We start from the raw sequence: 13,072 nt of genomic DNA on the forward strand, positions 1-13,072 counted from the left end.
TTTAATCAAATATGGTTTTTTATTATCCCCCATTGCCCTTGTCATCATAAAAAAATGCCGCTCACCTAAGATGAACGGCATGAATGGGAGAAGGCAATTAGGTTACTTCATCGGTATCCTCAACTACCCCTCACTCTGTTGTTCTACAATCCAGCGATTCAACTGTTCCTTCACCATACTCATAGGGCGAGCTCCTGGTAGTAAGATTTGGTCATGGAAGGCGCGAACATCAAATTTATCCCCTAATGCCGTTCTTGCTTTATGCTCTAACTCCACAAACGTAAGCATACCCAATTTGTAACCTAGCGCTTGTCCCGGCCAAGCCATATAACGCTCAACTTCGGGGACCACATCTGACAACGAGGTACCTGTGGTGGTATGGAAATAGTCTATGGCCTGTTCCCGCGTCCAATGCTTATAGTGTAAGCCCGTATCTACCACCAATCGAACGGCGCGATAAAGTTCGGCTTGCAAGCGTCCAAGATCCCCTAACGGATCCTTGTCATACATGCCCATATACTCACTTGTAAAATATTCTGAATATAACGCCCACCCCTCAACATAAGCATTGTAAGGGGCGTTTTGACGCAATATTCCAATATCCTGCTGCGCCATATTTAACGCGATTTGAAAGTGATGGCCAGGCACCGCTTCATGATAGGTAAGAGTTTTAAGGCCAAACTTAGGCACCGCCGCCATATCACGAAGATTTATCCAGTAAATGCCAGGTCGGGTGCCATCCAAGGAAGGCGGCGAGTAAAAGCCTCCCGCTTCCCCAGCTTCGGATACCGGGGGGATCCGTCTTACCTCCACATTTTGTTTTGGTAATGTTCCATAAAACTCTGGCGCTTTATCCATTACTTGATGAATTTGCTCGTTTAAGTATTCCAACAGCGCTTGGCGGCCTTCATCGGTATCGGCATACACCTGACCGTCAAGGGTGGCGAGGACTTTCATTCGCTCCCCCACAGTACCTTCGCCATAGCCATTTTCCTGCAAAATACCATCCATTTTGCTAGAAATACGCGCCACTTCAGATAACCCTAGTTGATGAATTTCTTCGGCGGTCATCTCTGAATCACCTAAGAAGCGGATCTGATGGGTATAAAATTCCTCGCCTTGGGGCTGGGACCAGATGCCATCATTGTTGCTGGCTTTGCGCTCACTTTCTACTACCGCATCTCTGGCGCGGTTATAGGCTGGGTAGACCACCGATTTAACCAGCTCTGTCGCTTGTGCCGTCCAGATTGCTTTTTGTTCTTCGGTTATCCCGTCTATTTTCCCAAGCTTATTGGCAAAGGTGGTCACCAATTCATGGTTAGCCGGTTGCGCTTCTAAAAAACGGTTAAAGAAAGCCAGCGTCTTCGGATGGAGCTTTTTCGGTAAGATGATCCCATTGGCTTCATCGGCTTTAAATTTCGTTACCACCTGGTCAACAAACTCTCCCATATTGGCCAACCGGGTTAAATAAGCCTCAATTTCTACCTCATTAGATACCGACTGCTGTACCTGCATTAATTTTGGCACATCGATAAGGGGCCCAGATATTTGATTGATAATGTACGGTAGGTGTCCTCCCCAGGTATCAATGTAACCGCCGGTAAAATCCACATCGCCGGTATAATATTCAAAGATATTTGTGAGGATCTGCTGATGCATTTTAGCGTCTTCATCTAAATGCGCGGTTTTTACATTGCTCATCGCTTGTCGCGCTTCTTGCATGGTTTGTTGTAATCTTTCAAGGCCACTAACGGTGTAATCAGGAAAACGGCTATTGTACTCTCCCCCCGCCTGCTCTTGTTCGATTGCCAACATTGTGGCTAATGTGGGCTGTTGGCGTAAAAATTTTTGAGTATATAAATTCACTTGTTCATCTAGCAGCATGCGAGCCGCATTCACTTGTTCTTCGGATTGCGTTGGCAAATCCCCTGCTTCGGGCGTGGAAGGCTGACAGCCACTAAGGCTTCCGGTAACCAATAGAGCAAGTGCAATGGCATTTAACTTCATGTAATCCCCTGATATGAATATGTTATTTATTGAACATTTAATGGGCTGATGGTGGTTTACTCACCTGGGCGCCGACAAATGTACTTTCTCTGATTTATATCAATTTATTTTCTTCTTGGGCCCTTTGTGGGCTCAAGCAGTCGACATTTGTTTTTTTAATGGGTTATCGTAGTGTTCTTTCTTATCCAGTTATCATGAGTATGTTCCTCACGTTTTACAAATACATTGAGAAAACTTTTTTTCATACACTAAACAGAAAAATAGTGGGCAACATTGGCTTCCTATTTGTGCTTCAGCTCGTCATTTTCTCGCTGCTTTTTTATGCATTTTCCGATATAAACAACGCCCATAATGACCTCTTCAAACCGGCATTCATTGTGGCAATTGTGGTCAGTATGGCAGGCTTTGTATTTACCCTGTTTTATTTACGATACCTTATTGTGCGTCCAGTGAGAGCCTTGCTAGACACCTTGCACAATATAAATCACACCCAAGGGGATTTACGTACCCAATTGCCGGCATTTACCCAAGATGAGTTTCGAGAACTCTCCGACGCCTATAATTTATTTACCCACAATCTAAATACGCTGATGTCACAAATTCAACATCAGGCTGAGGGCACGTCTACAACCAACGAGCAAATGGCCACCATGGTGGATGATGCATCAAACAAAGCTGAACACCAAAAAACCTACAGCCACGAAGTCGCCGCTAAAACACGGCAAGTCAATGAGGGTATTGAACATATAGTCAAAAATAGTGAAGAGGTGGCGTTGAGCAACAAAGATAACTTATCTGCGGCCAACCTAGCCAATTGCACCTTGAATGAATCACAAACCCAATTGCGAAAAATCACTCATTTACTTTCGGTCTTTTCTCAAACCGTTCATGGTTTACAAGACAATGCTGGCAATGTAAGACATATTTTAAAAATGGTAGAGGAATTTGCCGATCAAACCAATTTACTGGCGTTAAATGCCGCCATTGAAGCCGCACGAGCTGGTGATGCGGGCCGGGGGTTTGCGGTAGTGGCCGACGAAGTGCGAGCCCTGTCAGGAAAAGTCGCCAATGCCACGGGACAAATAAGTGCGTTTCTCAATGACATGGAACGGTTGGTGAACGATACTCAAGCAGAGTCCGAGCAATTGATACACGCCTCGGAGCAAATGGAAACAAACCTGAATGGCACCATGAAAACTTTCACAAAAATGACCCAGGATTTTCAGAATAACATGGTGCATTTCGGCAGTATTACCGAGGAAGTAGACGGTTTAAAACGGCAATACCAAGACACCCTAACTGCCGTTGATAACATCACCGCGCTAAGCGAAAATATGCAGCAACAACTACAAACCATTCGACAGCAATCCATCGATGCACAAGCCCTTGCGCAAACCACAACCACGCGGCTGTCTCGCTTTCTAGATACCTAAAAATATCGATTATAGACAAAAAAAAGCCCTCTAGGAGGGCTTAAAAGTGAACATAAAGTGGTTAGGCAATACGTAATGCAGCCATTGACTTTATTGGTTGAGGAAAGGGATAACTGGCATCGAGAATCACTTTACTACCATCGCTAAACTCATATTCCGTTAATGTGTCTGAAAGGGGGTGGCATCGTTTGCACATTCTAAAACATTGCAACCAGACGTGGGCGTCGTCTGTTCTAATTGCTTGTTCAGCTTGTGAACGATGTATAGCAGATACAGTCATGTTGATATCTCCGATATGGGCCTGAAGGCTTTCGACGAACTACCTGCGAAAGAAACCGTAAAGTAATAAATTAAGAGAGTACTACTGTAAAGAAACATTCCATGAAATACTTTGATCTACTTCAAGTATGTTTACATTCTAAAGATAGCCCAACTTACAAGATTAATGAGAATTATTTATTACATAGAGAAAACCCGACGTTATAACGCTCACAACACCTAACTAGCGGGAAATGGGGAAATATCCTTGTTGTTTCAGCAGACCAAAAATATGCTCACATTTAACGGTTATAAACTCTTTTAGTAGACGAACCGATGGGGTAATCAATTGCCTAGTGGGACAAATTAACCACAACTGGCTATCTGGGGGGCTGTAAGAAGGCATAACCGGAACGACTCGACCGGCCAGCACATCATCTGACATATCCAGTAAGGATTTATTAGCGATCCCTTTTCCTGCCACACACCACCGTCTAACAAGCTCGGCATCGTTGGAAGCTCGGTTACTATGCATCCTCACCTTGGTGACTTGTCCCTGGTGTTCCAACGCCCAGTGGTCGTAAACCTTATCGTACAATTGATAAAGTAGACCGTTGTGATGTTGCAATTCATCTAAAGCGCTGGGGGTACCAACGTTCTGCAGGTAAGCAGGCGAGGCGCACAAAATACGCGGCACATCACAAATTTTAAACCCGTACAAATGACTATCTTTTGGCGATCCGTACCGTAGCGCCAAATCCACCGGATCCCGATAAAAATCGATATTGCTATCGGAGATGTGTAATTTCACCCGCAAGGCCGGATGTTGCGCCATAAATTCATCAAGCCAAGGCAACACCTTATTGCGGCCAAAATCCGAAGAAACAGATAAACGAATTTCGCCTTCGATTTGGTCTTTTTGATTACGTACTTCTTGTTCAATATTGCCTAGCATGTTGAACGCATGCTCGAGGGTAGGCAGAAAGCGTTCACCGGCAGGAGATAACCGTAAATGGCGTGTGGAACGAATAAACAACTCTGTACCAAAGTGTTTTTCTACTCGCTTTACCGCGGCACTAGCCGTAGCGGTTTGCACCGATAGGTGCTCGCCAGCTTCCTTAATACTTTGAAACTTTGCCACATTTATAACAATGCGAAGATCTTCTACGTTCATAATATCAATTTATTTTTGATAATAATTCAAAGTTTACATTGTTTTTAGTTGAATAAATAGGGGTTACACTTCACGGACTTGATGCAATATTTCCCATTTATTTTTAGGATTATTTATGACTCACCCCATTATTGACGAACTAAATCAACGCCATACCGTGAAGCATTATGACGCTACCCGCAAAGTCTCTAAACAAAATCTAGAGGTACTTTGCGAAGCGCTAAGGTTATCGCCTTCCTCTATTAATTCCCAACCATGGAAATTTATTGTGATTGAGAGCGAAGACGCAAAACAACGCTTTCATGACACCTTTGAAAACAAATTTCAGTTTAATCAAAAGCACGCAAAAACTGCATCACATACCATTTTGTTCGCTTACAACCCTCGCTATACCCGTGAAGACTATGCCAAGGTTGTGGATCAGCAAATTGCAGACGGGCGGATGAAAAAAGAAGACAGAGAGCAAGGCTTTGGCGCCTATGCTTTTGTTGATCTTAATACCGCCGAAAATGGCGTAAATGCAGCGTGGACAAAGGCCCAAACATACTTAGCATTAGGCAATGCCATGCATACATTAGCTAGGTTAGGTATTGATTCCACCCCCATGGAAGGGGTGGATAAAGATCTTATCGCCCGCTATTTCGGTAAAGAACTTGACGGCTATGTGTGTGAAGTGGCATTGGCCATTGGTTATCATGATGAACAACAAGATTACAATGCTCAGTTACCAAAATCCCGTTTACCAAAAGATGACATCATCACCGTCGTATAATGTGTTGCTAGGGTAATAGTGAATATGACGATGCTGAATAGCCAAGCTATGCCGTTGTGCATTAACCTAGCCAAACAGTGATATAACCACCGTTGAGTAAAATAATGAAAGCAGTCGTACTGAAAAAACCAGGTGGCCTAGACCAGATCGCCCTTTGTGAGCGTGATGAAACGGTGCCCGGCCCCACAGAAATTAAAGTGGCGATCAAAGCCAGTTCATTGAATTATCATGATCTTCTTGTGGCCCAAGGCCACATGCCTACCGAAACGGATCGGATCCTCATGTCTGATGGCGCAGGTATAGTGGAACAGGTCGGTGAAGAAGTAACGGAATTCGCCGTGGGTGATGCGGTGGTCTCAACTTTCTTTCCCCAATGGTTAAACGGCCCGGCTACCACCCCGGTAGGCAACTTTGCCCAGACACCCGGCGATGGGGTGGACGGTATGGCGGCTGAGTATGTTGTCCGTTCCACTAGCGCCTTTACCCATGCACCTAAGGGCTGGCGACACGAGGAATCTGCCACCATTACCACCGCCGGCTTAACCGCTTGGCGGGCACTGGTTGTCGATGGCAAAATTAAAGCTGGCGACACCATTTTAACCCTGGGTACAGGGGGCGTATCGCTAGCGGCCCTGCAAATTGGCAAGCTCATGGGCGCAAAGGTGATCATCACCTCCTCATCCGATGACAAACTGAGCAAAGCCAAAGCCTTGGGAGCCGATGTCACCATCAACTATCGCACCACCCCCAACTGGGCGGAAGCCGTGCTTGCTGCTACCCATGGCAAAGGCGTGGATCATGTTATCGAATTAGGTGGCCCCAATACCCTTAACCAATCCATAGAGGCCGTGCGTGTGGGCGGCCACATTTCATTGATTGGGGTACTAACCGGGTTTCAAGGTGATATTGCCACCGCATCCATTATGGCCAAACAGGTTCGTTTGCAAGGCTTAATTGTGGGTTCAAAACAAGATCAAATGGAGTATATCAAGGCCCTTAATGCCAGTGACATTCGGCCCATCATTGATAAAACTTTTGCTTTTGACGCGCTGGCAGAAGCCTTTGACTATCAACAATCCGGTAGTCATTTTGGTAAAATTTGCCTAACTTGGTAACCTTTTGTAAACCGATGCCTGTTGGTGCATCGGTTTTGCTTTTTGTTGCATTGTTCGCCACTATGGCAGCAAATACCCCTTCTTTGGTATCACCCCGTTTATGCAAATTACCGTTATACCGCCTCTAACAGCACACAGCATTTGTAACGCTACGGTTGTTATTCCCGTTTTCGAAAATTCAACCGGGACGCTGACTTCCAGTATCCTCGGTGATGAGGCCGCGAAAGCTGCTCTAGCCTGTCTTAAAAAAGAAGACTTTAGCGGTACGAAAAACACCCTTCGGTATTTAATCGATTTGCCTGCATGTCCATTTTCTCACGTCTTGTTTTTAGGCTTAGGCGAAAAACAGGCATTGACTGAATATGGCTGGAAAAAAGCCCTCGACAGTCTGTCTACGGTGCTTGGTCAGTGGAAGGTTGAAAACCTTGTTATCGCCGTGCCTGATGGTGCCTTTTCATCCATCAGCGGTATTGAACTTGCGTGTATGGCGACAATGGATACTCATTATCAGTTTACCCGCTACAAAACCCAATTTCAGCCAGGTAAAGCACTGAGCAGGCTTTATGTTACGCCAGCTACGGCCATTTCTGAAAAACAGGCCAACGCCATAGAAGCAAAGTTTAATGCCTTAGCCAAGGGATTGTCTTTAGCCAAAGACTTGGCTAACGGTCCATCTAATTATTGTACGCCACAAACCTTTGTACATACCGCACAATCCCTGGCCGAACGTTATTCTCGTGTTACCGCCCACATCCTTGATGAACCCGCCATGAAAGCCATGGGCATGGGCGCTCTACTTGCGGTGTCAAAAGGCAGTGAGCAGCCAGCATTTCTGTGCACGCTCCATTATCAAGGCACCACAGCAACGACCCAACCCTACGTGTTTATAGGCAAGGGCGTCACCTTTGATACTGGCGGCATTACCCTTAAGCATGCGCCGGGAATGCAAAATATGATTTACGACATGGCTGGTGCAGCCGCGGTCATGGGCTTAATAGAGACCATCGCTCACTACAATCTTAACCTTAACGTCACTGTTATCGTACCGGCGGTGGAAAATATGGTTGACGGCAACGCCTATCGACCAGGGGACGTTCTCACTACTTTGTCAGGTCAAACCGTGGAAGTCATCAGTACCGATGCAGAAGGTCGCCTCATTTTATGTGACGCCATCACCTATGCCTCCCGTTTTAACCCCAAAGTGATGATTGATGTGGCAACCCTTACCGGCGCAGCCATCACTACTCTTGGCCATGCGGCTAGTGGGTTAATGAGTAACTCTTCCACCCTCGCGGCCTCGCTAACCCAGGCCGGTGACGCCGCCCATGACAAAGCCTGGGAAATGCCCCTATGGGACGACTATGATGCCCCTCTTGAATCCACCTGCGCCGATATGCGTAATGCTGGAAATAATGCCCCGGGCATGATCACCGCCGCCTGTTTTCTAAAACAGTTTGTCAGTGATACCCCATGGGCACATCTCGACGTTGCCGGCAGCAGTTTTACCTATGGCAAAGGCAACAGCGCCACAGGGCGTCCCCTTCCCTTATTATTTCAATATCTTCTTGGCGAAGAGGAATAGGCATTTCCTTGTACTCCTAAAGTAGTAAATAGTCGTTTTTAACTAGCTCCAAAGTACTATATTTTTCCCAAAAACCGTGGCATATAATCGAAGTGAATGTTAAATCATCGTTAACAAAAACTAGGAGCTCTATCATGTGGACAAAGCCCGAATACAGTGAAATGCGTTTAGGATTTGAAGTTACTTTGTATATTAAAAACCGTTAAGGGTGGCCTAGGATACAGCCTTTAACGGTTGTATTTAATCAACCCTAACTTGCGAATTCTTTACAGTACAGATAATGTACTGAAGAAGACGCGCCATGATAAAGGTTGCCTTGTGCAACCTTTTTTATTGATTTGTCACCCGTAATAAAATAGCGGGCAATGTAGCAGGTGATGTATGCATATACGCGTTCTCGGTGCGGGAGCCGGTGGCGGCTTTCCACAATGGAATTGCCATTGTCGTAATTGTAAAGGGGTTCGTTCAGGCTCCATTGAGGCGAAAGCCCGTACCCAATCGAGTATTGCGGTATCGGCCAACGGCAAAGATTGGGTATTAATTAACGCGTCCCCCGACATTCGACAGCAAATAAACCAAACCCCCGCTTTGTGGCCCCAATGTGAAACTCAGCAACGGGGAACCGCTATTCGCTCGATTATTCTTACCGACAGTCAAATTGATCACACAACCGGTTTATTAACCCTACGGGAAGGGTTACCGCTACCAGTGTATTGCACCGATGTAGTGTACGAAGATTTAACCGAAGCCTTTCCTTTATTTCCCATGCTTAAACATTGGAACGGCGGCCTACAAAGACGGCCCATTGACACCGACGAAAAAGCGGCGTTTACCCCAGAAGGTGCCGAAGGCTTAATTTTCAAGCCTATTGTGCTGGCCTCTAATGCCCCGCCCTATTCGGCCTACCGAGATAACATTGTGCCTGGCAATAACATCGGCTTGCATATTGAAGACACTCACACCGGCGAAATCGTTTTTTATGCCCCAGGTTGCGTGCAAGCCAGCCCGCTAGTAGAACGAACGTTAGCCCAAGCCCAATGCGTACTCTTTGACGGCACATTGTGGCTCGATGACGAAATGATCACCAATGGTTTTAGTCAACGTCTAGGGACTCAAATGGGGCACATGCCAGTAAATGGTGAGGATGGTGCAGTGGCATTATTAAATCGGTTTGCCATTAAAAGGAAAATTCTTATTCACATAAATAACACTAACCCGGTACTTGATGAATCGTCAGACGCCCACCAGTACTTGCTGGATAATGATATTGAATTGGCCTACGACGGTATGCACATCGAACTGTAACTGACCTTTGATGAAAAGAGGAACACCATGTCAATTCAAGTCCCTTGGAGCAAAGAAACCTTCGAGCAAAAACTCAGAGCAAAAGGGGAGTACTATCATATCTATCACCCCTTTCATCAGGCCATGAATGCAGGAAAATGCAGTAAAGCCCAAATTCAAGGTTGGGTGGCCAATCGATTTTATTATCAAGTTTGTATACCGGTGAAAGATGCCGCTATTTTAGCCAACTGCCCCGATATGGCCACCCGCAGAAAGTGGATCCAACGTATTCTTGATCATGATGGTGAAGAAGGCGACCCCCGTTTAGGCGGCATTGAGGCCTGGTTGCGCCTAGGGGAAGCGGTGGGATTAAGCCGTGATGCGCTGTTAGACGAAACCCATTTGTTACCCGGCGTGAAATTTGCTGTCGGTGCCTATGTTAATTTTGCCCGCCGCGCTACATGGGAAGAAGCCGCTTGCTCATCGTTAACAGAAATGTTTGCCCCGGAAATTCATCAAAGTCGTTTAGATACTTGGCCGACCCACTATCCTTGGATCGATAGCCAAGGCTTTAGTTACTTTCAAATGCGATTAAGCCAAGCCCGACGGGATGTGGATCACGGGTTAGCCATTACTCTGGATCATTTCACTAGCCGAGAACAACAAGAAAAGGCATTAAATATTTTGCAGTTCAAATTGGATGTACTCTGGTCCATGGCCGATGCCATCAGTTTAGCCTATGAATTTGACCGAAAGCCTTTTACCGGCATTGCGGACCAATCCATCTGTCATAAGGGGATGTTTTAATGCCCACGCCCATGCGCAATAAACTGTATAAATTACAATTTGAAAAAGCCCAGGATTGCTACGTATTACTGTACCCTGAAGGCATGGTAAAGCTGAACCCCAGTGCCGCAGAAATACTCTTACAAGTAGATGGCAACAACACCGTTGATGGCATCATTAGTGCGCTAAAAGCTAAATTCCCTGATGCCCCAGACAGCATCAGCGAAGACATTCACCGCTTTCTTGATGAAGCAGAAAACAAAGAGTGGATCCATTATGAACAATGATACGACGGCAACCCCAGGCCCTCCCCTATGGCTACTGGCAGAAGTGACTTACGCCTGTCCACTTCATTGTGCGTACTGCTCAAACCCAGTAAACCTCACTGCCAAACAAGACGAAATAGACCTTTCCCACTGGCTGAGAGTGCTTACTGAAGCCCGCGAAATGGGCGCCGTACAATTGGGTTTTTCTGGCGGCGAGCCCTTATTACGTAAAGATCTTGAGCAAATGGTTGCCCACGCCAGTGAACTGGGGTTTTATACCAACCTAATTACTTCGGGTATTGGTTTAACAGAAAAGCGCCTAGCTAAGTTAAAAGAAGCGGGACTGGATCATATTCAACTGAGTTTTCAGGCCGCCAATGCCGAAACCAATGATCTTATTGGTAACCGACGCCATGCCTTCGCCAATAAGCTGGAAGTAGCCAAGTTAATTAAGCAGTATGACTATCCTATGGTGCTTAATTTTTGCTTAACTGCTCAAAATATCGATCAAATCGATGATGTGTTGGCATTAAGCTGTGAACTGGATGCGGATTTTGTCGAATTAGCCACGGTACAATATTACGGTTGGGCGTATGTAAACCGGGATCAACTGCTTCCCACTCAGCAAGCCCTTGTAGACGCCGAAGCCAAAGTAAATGCTTTTCGGGCACAGCAACAAGGTAAAGGGCCCAAATTTATCTTCGTTGCGCCGGATTATTACGACGATCGCCCCAAAGCCTGCATGAATGGCTGGGGCTCTACGTTTCTCACCGTGGCGCCAGATGGGGCGGCCTTACCATGCCATAGCGCTAAAATCTTGCCCATGACCTTTCCTAATGTACAAGACAAGTCGTTAGCAGACATTTGGTATCAAGATTTTTCCTTTAACCAATTTCGAGGCACCGACTGGTTACCCTCCCCGTGCGCGCAATGTGATGAAAAAGAGAAGGATTTTGGCGGCTGCCGTTGCCAAGCTTATATGTTAACGGGTGACATGTTTCAGGCCGACCCGGTGTGCGCCAAATCCCCTCATCACCATACCATTGAAAAAGCCATCGCACAGTCTCAGCAAGAACAGAAAAAAGCGCTGGTGTTAAGGGATCCAAAAAACAGCATCGATGTGGTAACACTGTAACCGATGGCAGAGGTATTGACCTGTGATAACGGCACACGGCTATTGTTTGATAGCCCGTGTCCTGATACTTACGCCGCCGTTTTTGTTATCAATACGCCTATTTACGATTTTACCGGTGTCGCTCATGTTGCCGAACATCTCCTGTTTCGCACATCTTCGTCTTATCCTAGCCCCCACAACCTTTTTGCTGCCCAGGCGCTTACACCATTATCGATTAATGCATCGACGCAGGGAGATATGACCTTTGTCTTTGCCCAAATGCCTCGCATTGAGGCCCATCAATTTTATTTTATTGAAGCCCTACAATATTTATACGCGGGCATACTTAACCAACACTACACGACAACGGATATCCGCTTAGAAAAAGACGGGGTGATCCGCCAAGAACTCGGTTTTTATGAACAACAAAAAAACTATCGTTTAGCGGTGAAATCGTGGATAGATGCGCCACAAAATTACACGGCAAGTGAAGTGGCAACCTTGTGCGCAGGCGGTTTTTCCACTGAGCTTGCCTCCTTAAGCACACAACACATTCTTGCTTATAAACAACGCTGGTATACACCAGAAAATATTACCCTTATCACAAACCTGTCCACGCCTACCCAAGTGCAAGATATTTTGCTCGCCTGCGCTCAAAAAGAGCCCCTGGGCCAATTTACTGGGGCAGAACTTGACGATCTCACACCGGCTTTGACACAACGGCCTCCCGCTGTTGCCAATTACAGCAAATTTTCTGCCACCATCAATCGGCTCATGACCCGCTACCGTCATTTAGACCTGCCAATTTTTACCCGAGAGGCACCGTGGATACCGCCAAATTTTATCCATAACTTGTTCGATGGCAGTACAAGATTATCACCACCTTGTGATATCATGACGGTGGATCCAGACCAAGCCACACTGCCGGAAAGCTGGCTAGCAGCCTTTCCCGATGGGTTGGTCAATCTGCCGCCTCTTCCTCGTTACATGCAACGTCAATGGACGCACTTTTGTAACTATAGGCTAACCGTCAATGGGTCGAAAGACTGGTATCTTGGCATTCCCGAACACGCCGTAGATCCCCACATCTTACCCAATCTGATTATGGACAGTCGTTTTTGGTTGCCCCGTACTGCCGGGGAATGCTATGCCTTAGGCGTTGCCCGTCATGGTGATCAGATCCTCCTATTTGGCGTAAATGATAAGCAGGTTAACTACCGTCAGCAGTGGGCAGACTGGATCCTCCTTCAGTTGTTAGGTTAGTTTAAATAGGTTGTTCAT

13 protein-coding genes are annotated in these 13,072 nt (G+C 46.2%); 10 read left to right on the top strand and 3 right to left on the bottom strand.

What is annotated here, in order from left to right; all coding sequences use genetic code 11:
• Positions 1-123 precede the first annotated feature (123 nt).
• Positions 124-2,007 carry a DUF885 domain-containing protein gene (locus KO501_RS13560; RefSeq protein ID WP_216030205.1) on the bottom strand — a complete coding sequence of 628 codons (1,884 nt, stop codon included), beginning with the start codon at positions 2,005-2,007 and terminating at the stop codon, positions 124-126.
• 377 nt (positions 2,008-2,384) lie between these two features.
• Here KO501_RS13560 and KO501_RS13565 point away from each other — a divergent pair, with 377 nt between their 5' ends.
• On the top strand, positions 2,385-3,440 hold the full coding sequence (locus KO501_RS13565; RefSeq protein WP_216030206.1) for a methyl-accepting chemotaxis protein: 1,056 nt from the start codon (positions 2,385-2,387) through the stop codon (positions 3,438-3,440).
• Between the two features lie 61 nt (positions 3,441-3,501).
• Here the strand turns inward: KO501_RS13565 and KO501_RS13570 are convergent, their stop codons facing one another.
• A complete protein-coding gene (locus tag KO501_RS13570) occupies positions 3,502-3,720 on the bottom strand; it encodes a hypothetical protein (protein WP_216030207.1) in 219 nt (72 codons plus the stop codon).
• 222 nt (positions 3,721-3,942) lie between these two features.
• Positions 3,943-4,872, bottom strand: a complete 930-nt coding sequence (locus KO501_RS13575; RefSeq protein WP_216030208.1) for a LysR family transcriptional regulator — start codon at positions 4,870-4,872, stop codon at positions 3,943-3,945.
• 115 nt (positions 4,873-4,987) lie between these two features.
• Here KO501_RS13575 and KO501_RS13580 point away from each other — a divergent pair, with 115 nt between their 5' ends.
• The 9 genes from KO501_RS13580 (at position 4,988) to KO501_RS13620 (ending at position 13,054) form a co-directional block, all read left to right on the top strand.
• Positions 4,988-5,644 (top strand): nitroreductase family protein, encoded by a 657-nt coding sequence (locus tag KO501_RS13580; RefSeq protein WP_216030209.1) that lies wholly within the window; start codon positions 4,988-4,990, stop codon positions 5,642-5,644.
• Between the two features lie 104 nt (positions 5,645-5,748).
• Positions 5,749-6,759, top strand: coding sequence for an NAD(P)-dependent alcohol dehydrogenase (locus tag KO501_RS13585; protein ID WP_216030210.1), 1,011 nt, complete (start codon positions 5,749-5,751; stop codon positions 6,757-6,759).
• 100 nt (positions 6,760-6,859) lie between these two features.
• Entirely contained in the window at positions 6,860-8,341 is a 1,482-nt protein-coding gene (locus KO501_RS13590) for a leucyl aminopeptidase (RefSeq protein ID WP_216030211.1), read from the top strand.
• Between the two features lie 134 nt (positions 8,342-8,475).
• Positions 8,476-8,547: a pyrroloquinoline quinone precursor peptide PqqA gene (pqqA, locus tag KO501_RS13595; protein ID WP_216030629.1), complete on the top strand. Its 72-nt coding sequence runs from the start codon at positions 8,476-8,478 to the stop codon at positions 8,545-8,547.
• A gap of 175 nt (positions 8,548-8,722) precedes the next feature.
• Positions 8,723-9,646 (top strand): pyrroloquinoline quinone biosynthesis protein PqqB, encoded by a 924-nt coding sequence (pqqB, locus tag KO501_RS13600; RefSeq protein WP_216030212.1) that lies wholly within the window; start codon positions 8,723-8,725, stop codon positions 9,644-9,646.
• Positions 9,647-9,673: 27 nt separating this feature from the next.
• Positions 9,674-10,432 carry a pyrroloquinoline-quinone synthase PqqC gene (pqqC, locus tag KO501_RS13605; protein ID WP_216030213.1) on the top strand — a complete coding sequence of 253 codons (759 nt, stop codon included), beginning with the start codon at positions 9,674-9,676 and terminating at the stop codon, positions 10,430-10,432.
• Entirely contained in the window at positions 10,432-10,698 is a 267-nt protein-coding gene (gene pqqD, locus KO501_RS13610; protein WP_216030214.1) for a pyrroloquinoline quinone biosynthesis peptide chaperone PqqD, read from the top strand. Before pqqC ends, pqqD begins: the two co-directional genes overlap by 1 nt.
• The gene (pqqE, locus tag KO501_RS13615) at positions 10,688-11,812 is read left to right on the top strand and encodes a pyrroloquinoline quinone biosynthesis protein PqqE (RefSeq protein ID WP_216030215.1); all 1,125 of its coding nucleotides are present in this window, start codon (positions 10,688-10,690) and stop codon (positions 11,810-11,812) included. The genes pqqD and pqqE overlap by 11 nt, the downstream gene beginning before the upstream one ends.
• A 3-nt stretch (positions 11,813-11,815) precedes the next feature.
• Positions 11,816-13,054 (top strand): insulinase family protein, encoded by a 1,239-nt coding sequence (locus KO501_RS13620; protein ID WP_216030216.1) that lies wholly within the window; start codon positions 11,816-11,818, stop codon positions 13,052-13,054.
• Positions 13,055-13,072: the final 18 nt, after the last annotated feature.

The organism is Alteromonas sp. C1M14 (assembly GCF_018860965.1).
Classification (GTDB): domain Bacteria; phylum Pseudomonadota; class Gammaproteobacteria; order Enterobacterales; family Alteromonadaceae; genus Alteromonas.

Coding starts and splice junctions, on each gene's coding strand:
- KO501_RS13575 (WP_216030208.1), bottom strand. CDS start 4,872: ATGAACGTAGAAGATCTTCGCATTGTTATAAATGTGGCAAAGTTTCAA.
- KO501_RS13560 (WP_216030205.1), bottom strand. CDS start 2,007: ATGAAGTTAAATGCCATTGCACTTGCTCTATTGGTTACCGGAAGCCTT.
- pqqB (WP_216030212.1), top strand. CDS start 8,723: ATGCATATACGCGTTCTCGGTGCGGGAGCCGGTGGCGGCTTTCCACAA.
- KO501_RS13570 (WP_216030207.1), bottom strand. CDS start 3,720: ATGACTGTATCTGCTATACATCGTTCACAAGCTGAACAAGCAATTAGA.
- KO501_RS13590 (WP_216030211.1), top strand. CDS start 6,860: ATGCAAATTACCGTTATACCGCCTCTAACAGCACACAGCATTTGTAAC.
- pqqC (WP_216030213.1), top strand. CDS start 9,674: ATGTCAATTCAAGTCCCTTGGAGCAAAGAAACCTTCGAGCAAAAACTC.
- pqqD (WP_216030214.1), top strand. CDS start 10,432: ATGCCCACGCCCATGCGCAATAAACTGTATAAATTACAATTTGAAAAA.
- pqqE (WP_216030215.1), top strand. CDS start 10,688: ATGAACAATGATACGACGGCAACCCCAGGCCCTCCCCTATGGCTACTG.
- KO501_RS13620 (WP_216030216.1), top strand. CDS start 11,816: ATGGCAGAGGTATTGACCTGTGATAACGGCACACGGCTATTGTTTGAT.
- KO501_RS13580 (WP_216030209.1), top strand. CDS start 4,988: ATGACTCACCCCATTATTGACGAACTAAATCAACGCCATACCGTGAAG.
- KO501_RS13585 (WP_216030210.1), top strand. CDS start 5,749: ATGAAAGCAGTCGTACTGAAAAAACCAGGTGGCCTAGACCAGATCGCC.